Annotated in this window: 33 protein-coding genes; 15 read left to right on the plus strand and 18 right to left on the minus strand. The window is 70.3% G+C overall.

The genetic code is table 11. From position 1 onward, the window contains the following. Positions 1 to 90: 90 nt before the first annotated feature. The 17 genes from BKE41_RS27895 to BKE41_RS27965 all read right to left on the minus strand — a co-directional run bounded on the left by BKE41_RS27895 (position 91) and on the right by BKE41_RS27965 (position 8,746). On the minus strand, positions 91 to 450 hold the full coding sequence (locus tag BKE41_RS27895; RefSeq protein WP_245295859.1) for a hypothetical protein: 360 nt from the start codon (positions 448 to 450) through the stop codon (positions 91 to 93). A gap of 16 nt (positions 451 to 466) precedes the next feature. Next, entirely contained in the window at positions 467 to 1,123 is a 657-nt protein-coding gene (locus tag BKE41_RS31405) for a hypothetical protein (RefSeq protein ID WP_159392812.1), read from the minus strand. A 94-nt stretch (positions 1,124 to 1,217) separates the two neighbouring features. Beyond that, positions 1,218 to 1,523, minus strand: a complete 306-nt coding sequence (locus tag BKE41_RS27900) for a hypothetical protein (RefSeq protein WP_071000481.1) — start codon at positions 1,521 to 1,523, stop codon at positions 1,218 to 1,220. Further along, complete coding sequence (locus tag BKE41_RS27905) at positions 1,520 to 2,080, minus strand: hypothetical protein (RefSeq protein ID WP_159392813.1); 561 nt, start codon at positions 2,078 to 2,080, stop codon at positions 1,520 to 1,522. The genes BKE41_RS27900 and BKE41_RS27905 overlap by 4 nt, the downstream gene beginning before the upstream one ends. A 106-nt stretch (positions 2,081 to 2,186) precedes the next feature. After that, complete coding sequence (locus BKE41_RS31410; protein ID WP_159392814.1) at positions 2,187 to 2,882, minus strand: hypothetical protein; 696 nt, start codon at positions 2,880 to 2,882, stop codon at positions 2,187 to 2,189. Positions 2,883 to 2,905: 23 nt separating this feature from the next. Continuing rightward, complete coding sequence (locus tag BKE41_RS27910) at positions 2,906 to 4,258, minus strand: site-specific DNA-methyltransferase (protein ID WP_071000483.1); 1,353 nt, start codon at positions 4,256 to 4,258, stop codon at positions 2,906 to 2,908. Next, entirely contained in the window at positions 4,255 to 4,497 is a 243-nt protein-coding gene (locus BKE41_RS27915) for a hypothetical protein (protein ID WP_071000484.1), read from the minus strand. The genes BKE41_RS27910 and BKE41_RS27915 overlap by 4 nt, the downstream gene beginning before the upstream one ends. Continuing rightward, entirely contained in the window at positions 4,494 to 4,691 is a 198-nt protein-coding gene (locus BKE41_RS27920; protein ID WP_071000485.1) for a hypothetical protein, read from the minus strand. The genes BKE41_RS27915 and BKE41_RS27920 overlap by 4 nt, the downstream gene beginning before the upstream one ends. Further along, complete coding sequence (locus tag BKE41_RS27925) at positions 4,688 to 5,146, minus strand: RusA family crossover junction endodeoxyribonuclease (RefSeq protein ID WP_071000486.1); 459 nt, start codon at positions 5,144 to 5,146, stop codon at positions 4,688 to 4,690. The genes BKE41_RS27920 and BKE41_RS27925 overlap by 4 nt, the downstream gene beginning before the upstream one ends. A gap of 15 nt (positions 5,147 to 5,161) precedes the next feature. Next, positions 5,162 to 5,716, minus strand: coding sequence for a hypothetical protein (locus BKE41_RS27930; RefSeq protein WP_071000487.1), 555 nt, complete (start codon positions 5,714 to 5,716; stop codon positions 5,162 to 5,164). Positions 5,717 to 5,800: 84 nt separating this feature from the next. Further along, positions 5,801 to 6,094: a hypothetical protein gene (locus tag BKE41_RS27935; protein WP_071000488.1), complete on the minus strand. Its 294-nt coding sequence runs from the start codon at positions 6,092 to 6,094 to the stop codon at positions 5,801 to 5,803. A 2-nt stretch (positions 6,095 to 6,096) separates the two neighbouring features. After that, a complete protein-coding gene (locus BKE41_RS32350) occupies positions 6,097 to 6,702 on the minus strand; it encodes a Gp49 family protein (protein WP_245295860.1) in 606 nt (201 codons plus the stop codon). Positions 6,703 to 6,704: 2 nt separating this feature from the next. After that, positions 6,705 to 7,145, minus strand: coding sequence for a hypothetical protein (locus BKE41_RS27945; protein WP_071000489.1), 441 nt, complete (start codon positions 7,143 to 7,145; stop codon positions 6,705 to 6,707). Positions 7,146 to 7,507: 362 nt separating this feature from the next. Beyond that, positions 7,508 to 7,921: a hypothetical protein gene (locus tag BKE41_RS27955; RefSeq protein ID WP_159392815.1), complete on the minus strand. Its 414-nt coding sequence runs from the start codon at positions 7,919 to 7,921 to the stop codon at positions 7,508 to 7,510. Positions 7,922 to 8,013: 92 nt separating this feature from the next. Continuing rightward, entirely contained in the window at positions 8,014 to 8,166 is a 153-nt protein-coding gene (locus BKE41_RS31415) for a hypothetical protein (RefSeq protein ID WP_159392816.1), read from the minus strand. Continuing rightward, entirely contained in the window at positions 8,166 to 8,483 is a 318-nt protein-coding gene (locus tag BKE41_RS27960) for a hypothetical protein (protein WP_071000492.1), read from the minus strand. Before BKE41_RS27960 ends, BKE41_RS31415 begins: the two co-directional genes overlap by 1 nt. After that, the gene (locus BKE41_RS27965) at positions 8,483 to 8,746 is read right to left on the minus strand and encodes a hypothetical protein (RefSeq protein ID WP_071000493.1); all 264 of its coding nucleotides are present in this window, start codon (positions 8,744 to 8,746) and stop codon (positions 8,483 to 8,485) included. Before BKE41_RS27965 ends, BKE41_RS27960 begins: the two co-directional genes overlap by 1 nt. Before the next feature lie 99 nt (positions 8,747 to 8,845). On the opposite strand from BKE41_RS27965, the gene BKE41_RS27970 reads away from it, so the two are divergent. Beyond that, positions 8,846 to 9,418, plus strand: coding sequence for a helix-turn-helix domain-containing protein (locus BKE41_RS27970; protein ID WP_199825820.1), 573 nt, complete (start codon positions 8,846 to 8,848; stop codon positions 9,416 to 9,418). Position 9,419: 1 nt separating this feature from the next. Here the strand turns inward: BKE41_RS27970 and BKE41_RS32515 are convergent, their stop codons facing one another. Further along, positions 9,420 to 9,554 carry a hypothetical protein gene (locus tag BKE41_RS32515; protein ID WP_280944445.1) on the minus strand — a complete coding sequence of 45 codons (135 nt, stop codon included), beginning with the start codon at positions 9,552 to 9,554 and terminating at the stop codon, positions 9,420 to 9,422. Positions 9,555 to 9,862: 308 nt separating this feature from the next. On the opposite strand from BKE41_RS32515, the gene BKE41_RS31420 reads away from it, so the two are divergent. The 14 genes from BKE41_RS31420 to BKE41_RS28030 are packed head-to-tail and all read left to right on the plus strand — an operon-like array spanning position 9,863 to position 17,581. Next, complete coding sequence (locus BKE41_RS31420; RefSeq protein ID WP_159392817.1) at positions 9,863 to 10,012, plus strand: hypothetical protein; 150 nt, start codon at positions 9,863 to 9,865, stop codon at positions 10,010 to 10,012. A 2-nt stretch (positions 10,013 to 10,014) separates the two neighbouring features. Continuing rightward, a complete protein-coding gene (locus BKE41_RS27975; RefSeq protein ID WP_071000495.1) occupies positions 10,015 to 10,299 on the plus strand; it encodes a hypothetical protein in 285 nt (94 codons plus the stop codon). Further along, on the plus strand, positions 10,296 to 10,559 hold the full coding sequence (locus BKE41_RS27980; protein WP_071000496.1) for a hypothetical protein: 264 nt from the start codon (positions 10,296 to 10,298) through the stop codon (positions 10,557 to 10,559). Before BKE41_RS27975 ends, BKE41_RS27980 begins: the two co-directional genes overlap by 4 nt. A gap of 2 nt (positions 10,560 to 10,561) precedes the next feature. Beyond that, positions 10,562 to 10,972 carry a hypothetical protein gene (locus BKE41_RS27985; protein WP_245295861.1) on the plus strand — a complete coding sequence of 137 codons (411 nt, stop codon included), beginning with the start codon at positions 10,562 to 10,564 and terminating at the stop codon, positions 10,970 to 10,972. A gap of 32 nt (positions 10,973 to 11,004) precedes the next feature. Beyond that, positions 11,005 to 11,271, plus strand: coding sequence for a hypothetical protein (locus tag BKE41_RS27990; RefSeq protein WP_245295862.1), 267 nt, complete (start codon positions 11,005 to 11,007; stop codon positions 11,269 to 11,271). A 5-nt stretch (positions 11,272 to 11,276) separates the two neighbouring features. After that, positions 11,277 to 12,068: an ERF family protein gene (locus BKE41_RS27995; RefSeq protein WP_083374466.1), complete on the plus strand. Its 792-nt coding sequence runs from the start codon at positions 11,277 to 11,279 to the stop codon at positions 12,066 to 12,068. A 1-nt stretch (position 12,069) separates the two neighbouring features. Then, positions 12,070 to 12,648, plus strand: a complete 579-nt coding sequence (locus BKE41_RS28000; RefSeq protein ID WP_071000500.1) for a hypothetical protein — start codon at positions 12,070 to 12,072, stop codon at positions 12,646 to 12,648. Next, entirely contained in the window at positions 12,641 to 13,276 is a 636-nt protein-coding gene (locus BKE41_RS28005) for a lambda exonuclease family protein (protein ID WP_071000501.1), read from the plus strand. Before BKE41_RS28000 ends, BKE41_RS28005 begins: the two co-directional genes overlap by 8 nt. Beyond that, the gene (locus BKE41_RS28010; protein WP_071000502.1) at positions 13,276 to 14,043 is read left to right on the plus strand and encodes a hypothetical protein; all 768 of its coding nucleotides are present in this window, start codon (positions 13,276 to 13,278) and stop codon (positions 14,041 to 14,043) included. The genes BKE41_RS28005 and BKE41_RS28010 overlap by 1 nt, the downstream gene beginning before the upstream one ends. Beyond that, entirely contained in the window at positions 14,043 to 14,336 is a 294-nt protein-coding gene (locus tag BKE41_RS28015; protein ID WP_071000503.1) for a hypothetical protein, read from the plus strand. The genes BKE41_RS28010 and BKE41_RS28015 overlap by 1 nt, the downstream gene beginning before the upstream one ends. After that, complete coding sequence (locus BKE41_RS31425; RefSeq protein WP_159392818.1) at positions 14,336 to 14,479, plus strand: hypothetical protein; 144 nt, start codon at positions 14,336 to 14,338, stop codon at positions 14,477 to 14,479. Before BKE41_RS28015 ends, BKE41_RS31425 begins: the two co-directional genes overlap by 1 nt. Beyond that, entirely contained in the window at positions 14,479 to 15,003 is a 525-nt protein-coding gene (locus tag BKE41_RS28020) for a zinc-finger-containing protein (protein WP_071000504.1), read from the plus strand. The genes BKE41_RS31425 and BKE41_RS28020 overlap by 1 nt, the downstream gene beginning before the upstream one ends. After that, positions 15,000 to 15,893 carry a DNA adenine methylase gene (locus BKE41_RS28025; protein ID WP_071000505.1) on the plus strand — a complete coding sequence of 298 codons (894 nt, stop codon included), beginning with the start codon at positions 15,000 to 15,002 and terminating at the stop codon, positions 15,891 to 15,893. The genes BKE41_RS28020 and BKE41_RS28025 overlap by 4 nt, the downstream gene beginning before the upstream one ends. Further along, the gene (locus tag BKE41_RS28030; protein ID WP_071000506.1) at positions 15,890 to 17,581 is read left to right on the plus strand and encodes a DNA cytosine methyltransferase; all 1,692 of its coding nucleotides are present in this window, start codon (positions 15,890 to 15,892) and stop codon (positions 17,579 to 17,581) included. Before BKE41_RS28025 ends, BKE41_RS28030 begins: the two co-directional genes overlap by 4 nt. Positions 17,582 to 17,585 lie beyond the last annotated feature (4 nt).

A 17,585-nucleotide genomic window follows, 5' to 3' on the forward strand; every position in this document is an offset into this window, starting at 1 on the left:
TGCCCCTTGAGGCGGTCGACCTTCCGTCGATCCGTGACACCTGATCTGCGTCCCGTTTTTGGACACACGCAAGCGTGATCTATGCCTGCGTCACTCCTGCTTGCCCGTGACCTTTGCGTTCCAGGCATCGGCGAGGCGGTGGCAGGCGCGCTTCCGGCGCCGGTCGAAGGTGCGCCGCTGGACGCCGACCTCGCTGCAGTAATCGGTGACGGTGCCCCCGGGGACCTCCCGCAGCAGCCGGAGCCGACGGTGTCGCCGGATCCGGCGCCGCGCCTTGGCCCGGGCCCAGGTGAGGAGCGCGATCCGCTCCGGGCTGGCCGCGCCCAGGATCTCGGCGGAGAACACGATCCAATCGAAGGTCGCCCGCATCTCCTGCGGGTCGTTCGGCTGCAGCCGGTTCGGGCGGACGCTGAAGATGCCCGAGCTGGTGAAGGCCATGAACGCCGCCACCAGCCACCGCTCCACATCAGCCGGCGCGAACGGAACGCTCTCTGACCTTCGATTCATCTCGTGGAGTCGTGAGCGCCCGATGAGGATCCCACCCGGCGACCAGACGCTGGCGGACGGTGGCGGTCGAAACGGGCGCCTGTTCGCAGGCGTCCAGAAGAAGCATGTGCTCGCCGTTGTGGTCGACGAACCTGTTAGCGCGCGTGTTGCGCATCTGCTCTGACCACGTGGCCCACCGGCAGTTGCCCGGCTCATAGTTCCCGTCGTTGTTCACGCGCTCCAGACTATGATCAGAAGACGGTCGCAGCCCCATATCAGCAATGAAGTTGTCCACCGATGCGGCCCAACGCTCGCATACGCAAATGCCGCGGGCGCCATAGTTGCAGTACGCAGCATCCTCAGGGTCGGTGCAGCGCTGGATCATATGGCGCCAGATGCCGTACTCGGATGTTCTTGAGAGCCCGTGGCGGAACTTGCCGTTGCCGGATCCGCGGCGTGAACAGCCGCAACTCTTCGTCATGCCTCGCACGACATCGCGCACGCGCAGGTCTTTCTCGACGCCGCAGGTGCACCGGAACAAGAACCGCTGAAGGCTGGATTTTGGATCACGAGGCCGAGGAGCGACGGCCGTGAACAAGCCAAAGCGGTCTCCTGGGCTGACGGCGATACGATTCATGGGCTGACCTCATTCTTCCGCGCACGTCATGGCCGGCGGGTCCGGGCCTTCGATCCTCAGCGGGTTCGCCATCAGCACCGGGTACGCGCTCTCCCTACGCGGCCGAGCGGCCGAACAGGTCAGCCGCCGGCGGATTGGCCCGGGCGGGCGCGGCCGGCATCGGAGGCACCGCCACGCGCGCCTCGACGATCGCGCGGCAGTCCGGATCGGCGCACGACCACATGCCGTCGCTGCGATTCCGGAAGACGCCGAAGCCGAACGAGGCGCCGAACACCCCGCAGGACGCGCAGGTCCGGTCGACACCTCCCTTCGCCGCTCGCTCCGCAGCCTCCTCAGCCGCGCGCCGCTCCGCCTCGCGGCGATGAAGCTCCGCCTTCCAGATGTCGGGGCGCTTGCTCATGCCAGCACCCGCTTGCGGTCGAGGCTTGCCATGAGGTGCGAGACGTCCAGGGTGCGGAGCGGCGCCACGATCTCGGCGTCGGAGGGGCGGGGGATCGGCGGTGAGGTGCCGCGCTCCGTCCCGCCGGCGATGAGCAGGCTGTTCGGCGCAGCCGCGATGTCGTCGAGCACCTTCTGGCGCTCGGCATCCGAGATTGGCCGGTACGGCACCGCGTTGAGGACCTCCACCAGCCCGGCGATCTCGGCGTGGATCTCGTCGAGCGACCGCCTCGTCTCCGCGGCGAGCTGCGGCGGCGTCGGGCAGCGCTCACCGGTCCACGGGAGCAGGGTCTTGCCCCCGAGGAAGCGAGCGGCCGCCTCACGAACGGCCCACGTGGGCAGCTCGGCGAGGGCTCGGACATAGAGGTTCGCCGTGGCCCGGGCACCGTCGGCAGCCACGCCGAAGGTCGGGAACGCGGCCAGCAGCGCCAGGACGACGTCGCGTTTCGCCACCTGTCCAGGCCTCGGATCCTCACCGTCGGAGAGGCCGGCCCGGAGCGCGGCGAGGCGATCCGTCATCACGCCGCGGTCCGTCGCGGTCGGGGCTTGGTCCGCCCGGATCGCAGGCGGCACGCCATAGCCGCCGCTGCGGTCTAGGCGGTTGCGGTAGATCGCGACCACCACGTCACCGGCCCGCGTTGCGGCCGCCGGCCGCGAGGCGATGGACGTTTCCGTGTTCGGCGCGATGCTGGCTGGAACCTGGGTCATGGGAACCCCCGTGGTCGTCGAGGAGAGCGTCGAGGAAGCCGTTGCCGGTGCCGCGGCGGGTCGGGGCGTCTCGGGGACGGACCTGGCGGCGGGTGGATTCGCGGAGGCGGTTTCGAAGCGTGGCGAGCCAGTCGAGCTTCATGCCGCGGGCGCCGGGAACGCCGACCCAGAAATCCTGAAACTCGGCCAGCGCCTCCTCGACGTCTCGGCCGGCGAGGCCAGCATCGAGGCAGGCCTGCCGGGCTTCCGGACGGAGACCGAAATCGACCGGGATGCGGGTGCCCCGATGCCGGTCCGCCCCCTTGGGGGCAGAGGACCCTTTAGGGTCCGAGGGGGAATCCCCTGGGGGTGTAGTTTTAGGGGGTGCGGGGGACCTTTTAGGGGGCGTAACGCCGTTACTCGCGTTATCGGCGTTACTTCCGTTACGTTCGCCGTTACGCGCGTTACGCCGGGCCCGGAAGGCGGCCTGCCGGAGGCGGTTGCCCTCGCGGTTCGCCTCGATGCGCGCCCGCTCCGCCTCGGCGGCCGTGACATGCTCACGGGCCAGTTCGGAGCGAACGACGACGAGGATCTGCTCCGGGCTGATGCCGGCGGCGACCATGGCGTCGATCATCTCTGCGGTGACGGCCATGGCAGCTACTCCGCCGCCATCGGGACAGGTGCCGGCGGACCGATGATCTCGGCCGCTGCACCGATCCGGCGCGCGGACATCGCCGCGTATTCGGGGTTGAGCTCGATCAGCGTGGCGTCCAGGCCGAGACCGGCGGCGACGAGGCCAACCGTGCCAGCGCCGCCGAAAGGGTCGAGCACGCGGCCCGCGACCGGCTCAGCGAAGCGGCACAGGCCCTCGCACTGCGGATGCGGAAGTGCGGCGCCGCAAAGGCCGCAGGCCTGCACCGGGACGCCGGCCTTGATGCAGCGCTCGGCCAGGGCCGGCGGGAACGTGGCGAAGTGAGCCTCCCGATAGGCCTTCGGCGCGATCGTCCAGACGTTCCGGGCGTTGCGGGTCTCGACGAGCTGAGTGACCGAGGCGAGGAAGGAGCCCTTCGCCTTGACGTTCGTGTCCTCGCCCGCGTGCTTCGGCGTGACGCCGGGCTGGTCACGCCATCCTGCGCCGCGTCCGAATCGATCTGAGGTCTTCAGGCCAGCCTCGTCGCGGGTGAGGTCCTTCGGACCCTTCCGCGAGCGCGGCGTACGGTCGACGTTCTGCCGACTATTTGGCCCGGGCCGCTTCACGCGATCCCGCCCGCGGTCCTGCTGGTCGGGGTCCAGGCGGTCGAGGCGCCCCCAGCCCACACCCGTGTCGGTCCCGCGGGCAGCCGCGCGGACATGCGCGCCGCCGGTCACCGGCTCGCGGATGGCCTCGTGGTTGTAGAAGTAGTCCTCGCTCTTGGTGAGGAGCCAGACCTTCTCGTGCGCGGTCGTAGGCCGGTCATAGACCGACTCCGGCATCGGGTTCGGCTTGTGCCAGATGATCTCCGAGCGGACCCACCAGCCATCGTCCTGCAGGGCGATCGCCAGCCGGTTCGGGATCATGCAGAGGTCCTTCGGCTTCAGGAAGCCGCCAGCGACCACGCGACCGCCCGTCTCCATCCGCGACTGGCGATCGCTGACCTGGAAGTGGCCGCGTGGGGAGCGATTGTAGGAAGCCTCGTAGACCGGCCCGACCGTCGAGAAGGGCTTGTCCCGGAAGGTGCGATCGTCACCGACGACGTCGGCCGCAGCGCGCCCGTTCGGCGTCGCGGCGTAGCAGTCGCCGTAGTTCAGCCAGAGGGTGCCGCGCGGCTTGAGCACGCGCCGGACCTCGCGGAACACGTCGACCATGACGGCGAGGTGCTCGCCCAGCGTCCGCTCGAGCCCGATCTGGCCGGCGACGCCATAGTCGCGGAGCCCCCAGTACGGCGGGCTGGTCACGACGCTGTCGAAGAAGGCGTCCGGCATCGAGCGGAGTTGCTCGCGCACGTCGCCGACGTGGATGCGGACTGTCATGCGAGCCCCCGGGCGGTGAGGGCCAGTCCGGCGTGGGTCGCAGCGCACTCGAACACCTGCGCGGCCACAGCCTCGCAGAGGACGTTCGCAGCCTTGGTGTCGCCCTCGGCGGCGATCGCGATGGCGAGGCCGGCGCCGGCAGTCAGCGCGGCGCAGAGGTCCTGAAGGCGGGCGAGATCGCCCTGCGCCTCGAACACCTTGTCGGCGATGAGCGAGTCGAGGTCGAGAAGCGTGCTCATGCAGCCCTCCGGCGGCGAACCGGCATCATGTCTTCCGGGACGAGGCGCACGCCGGGCGCGAGGCGGGGCGCCATCTCGGTGCCGTCCAGGTGGAACGACCGCGCGCAGAGCGAGAAGGATTCAGCGGCGTCGAGCGCCTGCCCGTAGGAGCCGCGGTAGAGGATGCGGCTGGCGCTCATCAGGAGCCATGTCATGCCGCCGCCCTCACGGCTTGCGGCTCCAGCGCCGTGACCTGGATCACCAGCTCGGGCGTCTCGCCGTAGAACTTGCGGACCAGGCCATCGACCACGGACGCGTCGTCGGCCCAGACGACGTGGTTCAGCGCGTCGATGACCTTGGCGATGTTGTCCCAGTCCGGCTTGGTCGTGGGCCGCAGGCGGCGCTCGATCGCGTCCAGCCGCTTCCGCTTCGACCAGCTCGCCGGAATCGGCATGGTCGCGAAGATCCGGACCTCCAGCGGTCCGGCGAGGAGGGCGCGCCCGCGCATGACGGCGCCGGCCGCGAGGCGCAGGGCGCTCTCGTAGGCCTCGGTCTTCTGATCGGGATGGGAGTGAATGCGGGCCACTCCTCCCCGATGGACGAGCTGCGCGCGGTGCCGGCCCTTCCCGCGAGGGGCGCCGGGCAGGCGGATGATGACGGTCTCGGACACCGCGCGCCTCCAGGCTCAAGCGTCCGCGGGTTCGCGCGTGCGGCGCGACCGGGTCTCGCGGGCGGGCTGCTCCGGCAGGGGCGAGCGATCGACGGCTTCCTCGCCGTCCTCGTCATCCCCCTCGGCCTCATCCTCGTCGATCGGGAGGGCGGGCTGGTCCTTGTCCGCGACCGCATCGGCGCGCTGGCCGAAGAAGACGCTTGGCTCGGCCAGGACGAGGACCGCCGGCTTTGCGCCGTGCTCGGCCAGCTTGGTGATGTCGTCGACCGAGCCGGAGGCGCCGACCTCGAGCTTGAGGCCGTCCTTCACGGTCCACTTGCCGGTCGAGACCACCAGGTGGTCGAAGCCCTGATGCGCCACGACCGCGATGGCCTCGCGCACCGTCTTCCCGGCGATCTCCTCGCAGCGGCTGATCATCACCCGCTGCTCGTGCTCGGACATCTTGGTCCAGCACGGCATCTGCCGGCAGATGTTGTCGAGGATCCGGTCGCGGATATCGCCGCGCAAGGTCTCGATGCCGAGCTCTACAGCGGCTTCGGCTTGCGCGACGGCGTCTGTTGTGGCTTCCATTGCTCTCTCCATGGATGGGCACCACGCCCATTCGGTTCAGACCGCCCGGCACCCGCTCCCACAGCAGGCCGGGCGGTTCTCGTTTCAGGGGTGCGGGCGGTTGCCCGGCAGGCGCGGGTCGCGGCCGGCGTGGCGAGGCACACGCGGCTCCTCGACGACGGGCGAGCGGTCGCCGAGCGGCGCGTGGAACTGCTGCTGCGCTGCCGCCGGCGTCTTCTCGGACAGCATCTCCGCCATCCGCTCGGCCCACACGAGGAGCGTGATCAGCCCGTTCCGCACCAGCACGTTCGCCGCGGTCGACGGCACGTGCTTCTCGACGCCCTCGCGTAGGGTCGCGAAGTGCGCCGGCAGGGTGGTGACGAAGGCGCCGGCAGACATGGTCAAGCCGCCCGGACCGGGTCAGCCTCGGACGCCGCGAGCTGCTCGCGGAGCAGATAGCCCTCCAGCGGCCAGAGCTGCCGGAAGGCGTTCTCGTAGGCGTAGCGCTCGCCGACCTGCTGGTCGTAGTTCTCCGGCGCGGCCGGTGCGCTGTGCCCCTCGACGAAGAAGCCGTTCCGCAGCGTGATGATGCAGATCGTCAGGTGCCGGACGCGGAAGTACTCGACATCCGCGATCTTGGCCTTGATCGACGCCTCGGTGACGCGGGGCGCCGTCTTCGTCTCGACGATCGCCTGCGTTTCGCCGAGCGTGAGCGCCGGCTCGCCGCGGGCATCAGCCTCCTGTGACAGCGGTGCGTATCCGGCCTCGAACACCATCCGCGGCGAGTGCGAGAGGTAGCCGTCGGTCTGGCCCGGGATCGGCTCGTACCGCACCAGCATGTCGCCCTCGGCCGGCGCGCCGCGTGAGGCGAAGCCGGCCGGCACGTCGATGAGAGCGCCGCTCTTGAGCGCGATCCGACCCGAGCCGTCCGACCGGAACTCGGCCGCCGCGATCGGGTGGGCCTCGACCTGCTTGTGAGAGACGTGGGTCGGCTTGAAGGGCTCCATGTTCACTCCTCCTCGTTCGCGGCCCGCCACAGCGGCAGGTCGTTCAGTTCCATCGGAAGCGCTTGAACCGGCTGGCGAAGCGGACGCGCCACGCGCGCAGCTGCGCCTTCAGCCGGGCGGTCTGCAGCGCGAAGAAGAGCTTCACCCGCGCGCACAGCAGGGTGCGCAGGGCCAGCGACGGCGGCGGTGACCTGGACGTCATGGGCGAGCCTCCTGAGTTGCCGCTCGCATTCGGCGGCGTGGGCGGCCTCGATCCGCGCCAGGATGTGCGAGGCGATTTCCTTGGGGGGCCGGTAGCGGAGCGCCCACAGCTTCCCGAACGGGATGGCGGCGCGCGTCGCGATCCGGCGCATGGCGTTGGCCGTGTCGCCTGGTCCGCGGATCTCGAGGCGCAACAGCTCGTCGAAGGCGCTACGCGCCCGGATCACGTCAGCGTCTGGCATTTGAGCTTTCCGCAAAAACCTTTTGCACATCAGCAAATCCACCCGTGGTTACTTGCGACCACGGACGGAGGGAGCCGACATGCAGAGGGAGTTCTTGAGGGTACGCACGACACACAGCGCGACCGCCGGCTTGCAGGCGATGACGGGCGCGCAGGAGAGGGGACGACCCGGCCGAGGGTCCGAGTTTGCGATGGTCTCGGCCGGGTCGCTCGCTGGCGGGAGGCGTGAGCCTGCGACCGCTGCGATGGGGGAAAGCTGTGCACAGCCGCGCGACAGCCAGTAAAGACGAGGGCACGGCCGACGCGTTACAGTTCTCGCGGAAGAGAACGGTAGAACCGGCCATGGCGATCGGCAACGACATCTCAGGCGCGCCTCTTCAGACGCGCCATGCCACGGCTCACGCGCTCGCGAAGCGAGGCGGCGTTGTCCTGCCCGACAACGACAACGTCCGCGGGGCTGGCCGACCGGGCCGCGACCGGCTCAACCGGAACGAAGCTGATGCCGCGGTCCATGGCCTGGGCGATGCGCACCAGGTCGGCGAACCGGTCTCGGTGCGGGAGCAGCGCGAGAAGCTCGGCGTCCTGGGCTTCGGCCTGGAGGTGCTGCGCGGCGCGCTCCAGGTCGAGGGCCTGCTGCGCCATCTCGGCCGGCGCGCCGGTGTCCGGATGCTCGCCGCGCTCGACCTCGATGGCGAGACGCGACGCCAGGATCGCGAACGCGCCCGCAGCGCGGCGGCAGGCACAGCCAAGGGCCAGTAGGTTCTTCGCGTCGGTCACGGTGGGCTCCAGGCAGGAGACCGCCACCGAGGCAGAGGCCTCGACGCTGGCGACGGCAGGGGCACGCGGCGAAAGACGAGGGGCGGCGCTCATCACAGCACCGCCAGGGCGCGACAGCCGATCAGCAGGGCCGGCAGCACGGTGATCGCCGCGATGATCGGCCGGAAGCCGAGCAGGCCGCCGACGACCGTTCCGACCGAGACCACGACCATCAGCTTGAGGAGGAAGAACAGTGCCGCGAGCATCAGCGCCGGGCCTCCGCAGGGCGCCGCGGCGGCCGCGCATAAGCTCGACCCATCCACTCGGTCAGATCCGGGCGGAAGCGAGCCGGAGCGGAAGCGGCCGGCTGCGGCTCGCCTCCGACGGCCCGGTACGCCATCTCCAGGAAGAGGTTGGCGCGGCCGTGGTCGGTAGCCGCGACGAAGGCGCTCAGAACGTCGGCGTAGGCCCGCGGGCACGGGCCACCATGGCGCTCAAGCGCGACTTCGATCACGCGGCATGCCTCGTCGTGCGTGTGGACCGCACGATCGGTGCCGAGGACGGCAGTGAGATCGGCGCCCATCACGCGGCGCTCGCGGTCTGGGCGGCGCGCTTCGCAGCGGCCTCCTCGCGGCGCTGGTCCGAGGCCATGACGGCTTCGAGGAAGTCGTTGGGCGTGACCTTGCCTTCGGTCGCCTTCGCGATGCGCTGCTGCATGGCGGGGCGCGGAATGCGCTGGCCGTATCGCCACTTCCGAACCGCCCACTCCGACACGTCATCCCCGAGGATCTGGGCGAACCCCTCGTCGGACAGCGATCTCTCGCGAATGAAGGCGTCGAGCTGCATGCCCGAAGGTATATGCCCATGATGGGCACACGGTCAATCGAGAAGTGTGCCCACCTTGTGCTCTGTTCTGAGAAGCCCACTTTGGGCACTCATCGCCGTATGGCGAATAATCTCGCACGGCTGAGGCAGGATCGCGGGTGGTCGCAGGATCATCTCGCCGGCCTCATGGGCACGACACGCAACCAGCTCGCAAAGCTTGAGGGCGGATCGCGGCGTCTGTCCGACGTCTGGATCGAGCGCGCAGCAAAGGCGCTCGGCGTGGATGCTGGCGCGCTGGTCACCACGCTCGATGACGTGACCGTCGTGGGGGACGTCGGCGCCGGCGGCCGGGTCATCTACCACGGGGAGGAGCAGGGCGGCATCGACCGCGCGGAACGGCCTCCGCGGTCCTCTGGCGGCCTCGTCGCGGTGCGCGTTCAGGGTGATTCCATGCCGGGCGTCGCCGAGGACCAGTGGCTGATCTACTACGACGAGCGCGTGCGCGGCGTACCGGACGAGTGGCTGGGCAAGGTTTGCGTCGTGTGGCTGCCCGACGATCGAGTTTTCGTGAAGAGGATCTATCGCGGGCGCGACCCCGGAACGTTCGACCTGGTCTCCACCGGGTCTTACGACCCGATGAGAGATGAGGAGGTCGCATATTCGGCGATCGTCCGCTTCACGCAGCAGCGCTGAACTAGAACGGCAGGTCCGTCTCTCCACCGGGCACGGCGCCGACAGTCACCAGAATTTCCGGCTCCTCGTATTCGCCCATCGCCGGATCGCAGGTGCGGGTCAGCGCGACTGCGCCTATCGCGATCCCATCGGCCACCAGCCTCTCAGCCAGCGCCCGCGCGGCATCTGCGCTTGAGCAGGCACGGATGTGGTCGGGCCCTACGCGTCCCTTCTTCGTGCGGACATAGGGTTGGACTGCATGCTCGGATGTAAGCGCCACAGGGTCCCTCCAGTTGGCTCGCCCTCAGGTTGAGAACGGAACGTGAACAGGTCAAGGAGCCTGGGCACAGCCTGTGGATGAAGGTGGATAACAAAATCCCGATTGTGCCCATTATGGGCTTGTAGTTCGTGCCCACATAGGGCACGTTATACCCATCGCCGCTCACCGAGCCGATGGAGCCCCAGATGCTCACCGCCTACCTCGACAATCTCCAGCACGCCTCGGCCGGAGCCCAGATCGCCGGCTGCGTCCTGAGCTTCATGGCTCTCGGCCTCGGCCCGTTCGTGCCCGGCTTCGTTGCCGATCACGTCCGCGCTTACCGAGCCGCCCGCTGACCATGGCGACCCACTCCGCCAAGGCGCGCGCCGCCAGCCTCGCCCGCTTCGCCGCTCGCTGCGAAGCCGGTCGCAAGAACCTGCCCGACCCCCGCTTCCGCCCGAGCCAGAGCCCGGCCCTCAACGCGGCGATCGCCGAGATGGAGGACCACCGCCGCCGGTGGGACGCCGCGCGCGCCGAGGCTCTCGTCGCCACCGGCTGCACCGAGCCGCCGGCCCGCGACACCCGCCTCGACCTGTCCCTCGCGCCGGCCGCTGTCCGGTCGCCGACCGGAGCCCTGCTGTGAACGCCTTCCGTGAAGCGCACCGGCACGCCCTGCCGGCCGCGAGCCTCGACGCGCATGAGCCCGTCGCCTTTCCGAGCGGCGTCGCACTGGCCGACGCCGTCGCCAGCTTCCTGCGCGCCTTCGACCACGGCCACCTCGGCTCGTTCGGGCGCTGCGGGGGCGAGGACAGCGCCTGGATCGCCGACATGCGCGAGCAGCTCGCCGCCTTCCGTGCGGACCGCGCCCTCGTCGGCAACCTGCAGGATGGAGGCGTCCGTTGAGCGTGACCCAGCCTCTGACCTTCAACCAGGAGGTCTTCATCGCGGCGGTGGACGAGCGGGCCGCCCTGCTCGGCCTGCCGACCTACAGCGAGATCGCCCACGCGCTCCCGCGGCACGTCGCGGCCCACGGGATGGCCGAGCGCAACAGCGCCGAGCTTTACGCCGTCCTGCGCACCCTCGAGGGCCAGGTCGGCGAACTGCAGGTCCTCCTCGCCCGGACCGGCCTCGACCAGCCGCGCGAGGTCGTCGAGCTCATCCTGGAGGAGGCGCTGGAGAAGGCCGCGGCCGCCAGCATGGCCGCCGGCGTCGCGCTCTTCACCGCCGAGACCCGCGTCGACCTCGACGGGCGCGACGACGTCACCGTGCTCGCCGACGCGCGCACGCGGCTCCGGGCTGCCGGGAGGCGCCTGTGACTCTCCCGCCCTTCACCCAAACCGAGGCCGTGATGACCCGCTCCGTGCTCCCCTTCGAGATGCGCGAGCCCCGCGCCGTGACGCCGGCGCACCGTGCGACCTTCCTCGGCATCCGCCCGCCGGTCCGCGCCTGTGAGAGCACCCTGCGCGGCCTCGCCGACGCCGATGGGACGGTGTTCGCGCTGATCCTGTCGACCGGCTCAGTGAGCCTCGACCGCGAGCGGGCCGAGATGCTCGCCTCCGCCATCAACGCCGGGCTCGGCGTCGCCGGCCTGCCAGTCACCGTCCCCGCAGAGTGAGCACCATGTCAGCAGCACGCCAAGAGATCGCCGTCGCCGACACTGCGCAGGTGCCGGCCGCTCATCCGGCCGAGGGCGCCGCCGTCCTGTCCATCATCGAGCGGATGGCCCGGGACCCGAACATCGACCCGGACCGCGTCGAGCGGTTCCTCGTCATGGCGCGCGAGGACCGGGCCGAGCGCGCGCGCATCGCATTCAACGCCGCGATGTCCGCCTGTCAGGCCGAGTTGCCACGCGTCCTGCGGGACGCCCGCAATACGCATTCCGGCGCCGCCTACGCCCGCCTGGAGAGCATCGCCAAGGCTACGGCGCCGATCATCGCCCGGCACGGCTTCTCGCTCTCGTTCGACACCGAGCCGTCGCCGATCCAGGGCAACCTCCGGGTCACCTGCACCTGTGCCCACGAGGCCGGGCACGAGCGCGCCTATCACCTCGACCTCCCGCCCGACACCGCCGGCGCCCAGGGCAAGGCCAACAAGACCCCCATCCAGGGGATCGGCTCCACGATCACCTATGCCCGGCGCTACCTCGTCCTGCAGGTGTTCAACATCGCGCTGACGAACGACCCGCACGACACGGACGGGGTGCCGGCCGGCGGCAACGACGACGTCATCAGCGACGAGCAGGCGGAGCAGATCCGCAAGCAGCTCACCGAGCACAAGATCCCGCCGGACCGGCTGCTGCGCTTCTTCGGCGTCGAGAGCGTGCCAGACCTGCCGGCCAATCGGTTCGACGAGGTCCTCGCCTCCATCAAGACCACCGTGGCCAACCGCGCCCGCCAGCAGGAGGGCCGCTGACATGGCCGATATGCGGCTGACCTTCGTGCGCCAGATCGAGCGTCGCTCCAGCGACGGGCGCCTGATGGGGCTGTTCCGCTGCTCGTGCGGTGCCGAGACCGAGGTCGCCATCGGTCGGGTGAAGGCTGGCACGACCAAGTCCTGCGGCTGCCTTCGTCGGGAGATCCCTCCGAACACCCTGAAACACGGCAGGCACGGCTCGCCTGAGTATAGCTCATGGACATCCATGAAGCGGCGCTGCTTGGACGCATCCCATAAAGATTTCGCTCGATACGGAGCGAAGGGGATCACGGTCCATCCCGAGTGGATCAACTCATTCCAGGCGTTCTTCGCGCACATCGGCGAGCGGCCGCCGGGCACAACGCTCGACAGGATCGACGGGAATCGCGGGTACGAGCCCGGGAACGTGCGCTGGGCAACGCCGAAAGTGCAGGCACACAATCGCGCCAGTCTAGTCTTGGTGAAAACTGACGCCGGGATCGTGCCCGTCATCGAATACGCCAGAGCACTCGGGATCAGTGGCGGCGCAGCTCTGATGCGCCTTCGTCGTGGAAAGCTGGAGGGCGCGACCTATGCCTGAGATGATCCAAGGGTCTCCCGAATGGTTGGATGCGAGGGCCGGTAAGGCCACGGCCTCGCGCATCTACGACGTCCTCGCCGTGAAGAAGGACGGCAAGCCGACCGCGGAGCGCGAGCGGTACCTGATGGAGCTCGTCGGCGAGCGGCTGACGGGGCTCACGACCCAGCACTACCTCACCGGCCCGATGCTGGAGGGCTCCGAGCGTGAGCCGCAGGCCGCCGACGCCTATGCCTTCCTGCACGGTGTCGACGTCGACCAGATCGGCTTCGTCGAGCACCCGAGCATCGCCATGGCCGGCGCCAGCCCGGACCGGCTGGTGGGCGATCTCGGCCTCGTCGAGATCAAGTGCCCGACCCTGCGCACGCACCTCGACACGCTGCTCTCCGGCACGATCCCGGAGCAGTACCTGCCGCAGATGCGCTGGCAGATGGCCTGCACGGGCCGGAAGTGGTGCGACTTCGCCTCCTGGCACCCGAGCGTGCCCCCGGCCCTGCGCCTCTGGGTGAAGCGCCTCCACCGCGACGACGAGCAGATCGCGAAGGACGAGGCGGCCGTGCGCGCCTTCCTCGGCGAGGTCGACGCCCGCGTCGCGTCCCTCCTGGCCATCGGAACGGCGGAGGCCGCGTGATGCTGATCCGTGTCGTTGATCTCGAAACCACCGGTTTCGAGCCGCCCGAGGCCGGTGTCTGCGAGGTGGGCTGGTGCGACCTCGCCGCGGCGGGCCGGGACGAGGCCGGTGCTCCGACCGGCTGGCGCGTCGAGGGCGGCCTGTGGTCCTTCGTGAACCCGGGCCACCCGATCACGCCCGCCACGTCGGCCGTGCACCACATCGTCGACGAGGACGTGGCGGACGCGCGCCCGTGGGAGCGGGTTCTCCCGGGCGTTCTGACGACGGCCGCGCCGATCGTCGCCCTGGCCGCGCACTCGGCGAAGTTCGAGCGGCAGTGGTTCACCGACGAGGTGACCGGCGGCCTGCCCTGGATCTGCACGTACAAGTGCGCCCTTCGGCTCTGGCCGGACGCGCCGCTGCACTCGAACATGGGCCTGCGCTACTGGCGCCGGCCGGAGGGCTTGGACCGGGCCCAGGCCGCGCTCGCGCACCGGGCCTACCCAGACGCCTACGTCACCGCGCACCACCTGCGCGACCTCCTCGCCCTCGCGCCGATGGAGGACCTCATCCGCTGGTCGAGCGAGCCGGCGCTTCAGGTCCGCTGCCACATCGGCAAGAACCGCGGCCTGCTCTGGTCCGAGGTCGACTTCAGCTTCCTCCAGTGGGTCGCCGATCGCGACTTCGACGAGGACGTGCTGTTCACGGTCCGCCACGAGATGCAGCGCCGCCGCGATGCGTGGGCGGCCGAGGCGAAGGCCGAGCGCGAGCGGGAGGGCATCGCCTGATGGCCCGCTACGTCCTCGAAGGCGAATGGTCCGGCTACTCATCGTCCCAGCGCCGCGTCGTCCACCGCGAGACGATCAACGAGCGCCGCCGCGCCAGGTACGAGGGACGCGGCCGCTTGTTCGCGGTCCGGTTCACGGATGGCACCCTGCTGGAGCTGTCCGTCCGCCCGGTCCGCCGCGGCGAGAAGGTCGAGACGCTCCTCGGCTACGGCTCCCTGATCTCCGAGGCAGAGGCGAGCACGGCGACGTGCTTCCAGGTCCGGCCGATCAGCGGTTCGGACGAGGCCGCCTGATGTCCTGGCCCAGCCTCTTCATCGGGATCGCCATCGGTCTCGCCCTGGCCGGCGCCGTCTGGTCGCTCGTGTCCTCGCACCGCGCCCTCCAGGCCGAGGACGCCGCGCGCGCCGCCTCCCAGCGCGGGGAGGGCGACCGCTGATGGCCGCCCCTATCTGCCCGACCTGCGGGACCGCCGCGCGCCTCACCGACGGCCGCGAAATCTACCCGCACCGCCCCGACCTCGCGGACAAGCCGATCTGGGCCTGCACGGTCTGCGAGGACACGTACGTCGGCTGCCATCCCGGCACCGAGGAGCCGCTCGGGTTCCCGGCCGACGCCGCGCTGCGCGAGGCGCGGATCCTCCTGCATCACCGCAGGATCGACCCGCTCTGGAAGGATGCCCCGCGGACCGGTGGATATGGCCGCCTCGACGCCGAGGGCATCAAGACCGTCCAGCGCGCCGCCCGAGTCCGCGTCTACGGCTTCCTCGCCGCCCGCATGGGACTCACCCGCGAGACCTGCCACACGGCGATGTTCACGCTGGAGCAGTGCCGCGAAGCTTGGACCGCGCTGAAGGGCGTCTCGTACGGCGAGATCCGCGACTGGGCGAAGTTCGGCGAGGGGCGGAAACCGACCGGTCGGAAGCGGCGCGCCCCGGCGAGCGGCGAAGGGGTAGCGGCATGACGCCAACCCGCCCCGTCCTCCGCTGGCACGGCGGGAAGTGGCGCCTCGCGCCCTGGATCGTGCAGCACTTTCCGGCCCATCGACTATACACCGAGGCGTTCGGCGGCGCGGCGAGCGTCCTACTGCGCAAGCCCCGGTCCTATGCCGAGGTCTACAACGACCTCGACGACGACGTGGTCGGCCTGTTCCAGGTCCTGCGTTCGGAGCGCGCGCCCGAGCTGCTGGCCGCGCTGCGCGCCACACCCTTCGCTCGGGCCGAGTTCGAGCGGGCCTACGAGATCTCCGCCGACCCGGTGGAGGAGGCGCGTCGCCTCGTGATCCGCTCGTTCATGGGCTTTGGCTCGGACGGCTTCAACCGCGAGGTGACGACCGGCTTCCGCGCGAACGCGCACCGGTCCGGCACCACGCCGGCGCAGGACTGGGCCAACCTGCCCGACGCGCTCACCTTCACCGTCGAGCGGTTGCGCGGCGTGGTGATCGAGCACCGCGACGCGACCGGCGTGTTCGCCCAGCACGACGCACCGGACACGCTCCACTACGTCGACCCGCCATACCTGTTCGAGACGCGCTCGCAGAAGAACCGAGGCGGCGGGCGGGGCCGGGGCGGCTGCTACCGCCACGAGCTGACCGACGCGGACCATGCCCGGCTGCTGGAGGTTCTGCTCGGCCTCAAGGGCATGGTGGTGCTGTCCGGTTACCCGGCGCCCACCTACGACGCTGCGCTAGCGAGATGGACCCGTGTCGAGCGGGCCGCCCACGCCGACGGCGCCCGCGCCCGCACCGAGGTCCTCTGGATTAACCCGCGCGCGGCCGCCCGCCTGCAGGCCTTCGGGTCCGTCCTCGCCCAGGCGCACCTGTTCGCAGATCCCGCACCGGGAGCGGCGGCATGAACGCGCCCGTTCGCTACCTGTCCGTCTGCTCCGGGATCGACGTCGCCTCGCTCGCGTGGGTGCCCCTCGGGTGGCAGCCGGTCCTCGTCTCCGAGATTGAGGCGTTCCCACGCGAGGTCCTGCGGATCCGGCACGGCGCCTTCGACGCGCGGTTCACCCGCCCGGCCGACAGCCTCGCGCTGTGGGGCGACTTCACCGCGTTGCGCATGCGCTTCCTTCGCCGCCTCGGCATCAACCCTGCCGACATCGACGTGTTGGTCGGCGGGACGCCCTGCCAGGGGTTCTCCGTCGCCGGCCTACGCGGCTCGCTCTCCGACCCCCGCGGGGAGCTGTCCCTCACCTTCATCATGCTGGCCCATGCAATTCAGTCTGCTCGCGCCCACGCCGGGAAGCCCGGCCTCGTCGTCGTCTGGGAGAACGTCCCCGGCGCCTTCACGACGGAGGACAACGCCTTCGGCTGTTTCCTGGCAGGCATTGTCGGGGCAGACGATGCCGTCCTACCGGGCGCCCGTCCTCCGCGAGGCAAGAGCAATCAGCTCTGGCGGTGGCGCGCGGCCGGACGCGTCCCGGTCCTCGACGACGAGGGAAACGAGACCGGGCGGTTCGTCGAGCGAACCGAGGGCCACATCCCCCGCTGGCCAAGTGCAGGTATGGTTGCCGGGCCACGGGGGCGGGCGGCATGGCGTGTTCTCGACGCTCAACACTTCGGCCTCGCCCAACGACGCGAGCGCGTGTTCGTTGTCGCAAGTCTTGGAGACGGGCCCGATCCCGCCGAAATACTTTTTGAGCCCGAAGGCCTGTTTGGGGATCCTGCGGCGGGCCGAGAAGCGCCGGAAGACGTTGCCGCCACTCTTACGGGCAGCGTTGGAGGCGTCAGCGGCAAGGATGATATCGCTGGCCGGGTTGTCGCGGGTACACTGACTGCTCATGGAGCGCGGGCGCGCGGCGCCGGGGTGAACCCCGAGGGGCTGGTAGCGGCCTGCCTGAACGGCGTCGGCAGCTACGATGGTGACCTGCCGACCCTGCGGGCGGCTGGCGGCGATGCGGGTGGAGGCAGCGAGGCTATCCTCGCCTTCGGCGGCAACCGGCAGAGCGGACCGGTCGACGTCGCGACGGCCCTGAACGCGCACGGTGGCCCGCACGGGCGCCTCGACTTCGAGACCGAGACCTTCATCGTAGCGCCGCGGACAGCCGGTGCGCTCCGAGCGGAAGGGTTCGACGCCAGCGAGGACGGCTCCGGCCGGCAACCCGCGCTGATCGCGTTCGACACGACGCAGATCACGAACCCGCACAACCGGAGCAATCCGCAGCCGGGCGCGCCGTGCCATCCGCTGTCCGCGCAGGCGCACCCGCCCGCAATCGCCTTCGACTGCAAAGCCGGGGGCGAGACGAGCTTCTCCATCGGAGACCTGCCGGGCGCGCTGCGCGGCGAAGGGCATGGCGGCGGCCACGCGGCCGTGGCGCAGGCGAGCGGCGTCCGCCGCCTGATGCCGACCGAGTGCGAGGCGCTCCAGGGCGTCCCGCGCAACTTCACCCGCATCCCGTGGCGCGGCCAGCCGGAAGAGCTGTGTCCGGACGGCCCGCGATACCGCGCGCTCGGCAACGCCTACCCGCGGCCGGTGCTCGCCTGGCTCGGGCGGCGGATCGGACACGCCCTCACCACCACCGTTCTTGAAGCCGCGGAGTAGCAGC

It is taken from the genome of Methylobacterium sp. C1 (assembly GCF_001854385.1).
Classification (GTDB): Bacteria; Pseudomonadota; Alphaproteobacteria; order Rhizobiales; family Beijerinckiaceae; genus Methylobacterium; species Methylobacterium radiotolerans.

Bases quoted from the DNA above. Each gene is read 5' to 3' on its own strand.
- BKE41_RS27995 (WP_083374466.1), top strand. From the start codon at position 11,277: ATGTCAGCAGCACGCCAAGAGATCGCCGTCGCCGACACTGCGCAGGTG.
- BKE41_RS32350 (WP_245295860.1), bottom strand. From the start codon at position 6,702: ATGGAGCCCTTCAAGCCGACCCACGTCTCTCACAAGCAGGTCGAGGCC.
- BKE41_RS31420 (WP_159392817.1), top strand. From the start codon at position 9,863: ATGCTCACCGCCTACCTCGACAATCTCCAGCACGCCTCGGCCGGAGCC.
- BKE41_RS27965 (WP_071000493.1), bottom strand. From the start codon at position 8,746: ATGCAGCTCGACGCCTTCATTCGCGAGAGATCGCTGTCCGACGAGGGG.
- BKE41_RS31425 (WP_159392818.1), top strand. From the start codon at position 14,336: ATGTCCTGGCCCAGCCTCTTCATCGGGATCGCCATCGGTCTCGCCCTG.
- BKE41_RS31415 (WP_159392816.1), bottom strand. From the start codon at position 8,166: ATGCTCGCGGCACTGTTCTTCCTCCTCAAGCTGATGGTCGTGGTCTCG.
- BKE41_RS31405 (WP_159392812.1), bottom strand. From the start codon at position 1,123: ATGAATCGTATCGCCGTCAGCCCAGGAGACCGCTTTGGCTTGTTCACG.
- BKE41_RS27945 (WP_071000489.1), bottom strand. From the start codon at position 7,145: ATGCCAGACGCTGACGTGATCCGGGCGCGTAGCGCCTTCGACGAGCTG.
- BKE41_RS28020 (WP_071000504.1), top strand. From the start codon at position 14,479: ATGGCCGCCCCTATCTGCCCGACCTGCGGGACCGCCGCGCGCCTCACC.
- BKE41_RS28010 (WP_071000502.1), top strand. From the start codon at position 13,276: ATGCTGATCCGTGTCGTTGATCTCGAAACCACCGGTTTCGAGCCGCCC.
- BKE41_RS28000 (WP_071000500.1), top strand. From the start codon at position 12,070: ATGGCCGATATGCGGCTGACCTTCGTGCGCCAGATCGAGCGTCGCTCC.
- BKE41_RS27930 (WP_071000487.1), bottom strand. From the start codon at position 5,716: ATGGAAGCCACAACAGACGCCGTCGCGCAAGCCGAAGCCGCTGTAGAG.
- BKE41_RS27910 (WP_071000483.1), bottom strand. From the start codon at position 4,258: ATGACAGTCCGCATCCACGTCGGCGACGTGCGCGAGCAACTCCGCTCG.
- BKE41_RS31410 (WP_159392814.1), bottom strand. From the start codon at position 2,882: ATGATCGACGCCATGGTCGCCGCCGGCATCAGCCCGGAGCAGATCCTC.
- BKE41_RS28030 (WP_071000506.1), top strand. From the start codon at position 15,890: ATGAACGCGCCCGTTCGCTACCTGTCCGTCTGCTCCGGGATCGACGTC.
- BKE41_RS28015 (WP_071000503.1), top strand. From the start codon at position 14,043: ATGGCCCGCTACGTCCTCGAAGGCGAATGGTCCGGCTACTCATCGTCC.
- BKE41_RS27960 (WP_071000492.1), bottom strand. From the start codon at position 8,483: ATGGGCGCCGATCTCACTGCCGTCCTCGGCACCGATCGTGCGGTCCAC.
- BKE41_RS27905 (WP_159392813.1), bottom strand. From the start codon at position 2,080: ATGACGGATCGCCTCGCCGCGCTCCGGGCCGGCCTCTCCGACGGTGAG.
- BKE41_RS27900 (WP_071000481.1), bottom strand. From the start codon at position 1,523: ATGAGCAAGCGCCCCGACATCTGGAAGGCGGAGCTTCATCGCCGCGAG.
- BKE41_RS27915 (WP_071000484.1), bottom strand. From the start codon at position 4,497: ATGAGCACGCTTCTCGACCTCGACTCGCTCATCGCCGACAAGGTGTTC.
- BKE41_RS27920 (WP_071000485.1), bottom strand. From the start codon at position 4,691: ATGACATGGCTCCTGATGAGCGCCAGCCGCATCCTCTACCGCGGCTCC.
- BKE41_RS27970 (WP_199825820.1), top strand. From the start codon at position 8,846: ATGGCGAATAATCTCGCACGGCTGAGGCAGGATCGCGGGTGGTCGCAG.
- BKE41_RS28005 (WP_071000501.1), top strand. From the start codon at position 12,641: ATGCCTGAGATGATCCAAGGGTCTCCCGAATGGTTGGATGCGAGGGCC.
- BKE41_RS28025 (WP_071000505.1), top strand. From the start codon at position 15,000: ATGACGCCAACCCGCCCCGTCCTCCGCTGGCACGGCGGGAAGTGGCGC.
- BKE41_RS27990 (WP_245295862.1), top strand. From the start codon at position 11,005: ATGACCCGCTCCGTGCTCCCCTTCGAGATGCGCGAGCCCCGCGCCGTG.
- BKE41_RS27975 (WP_071000495.1), top strand. From the start codon at position 10,015: ATGGCGACCCACTCCGCCAAGGCGCGCGCCGCCAGCCTCGCCCGCTTC.
- BKE41_RS27935 (WP_071000488.1), bottom strand. From the start codon at position 6,094: ATGTCTGCCGGCGCCTTCGTCACCACCCTGCCGGCGCACTTCGCGACC.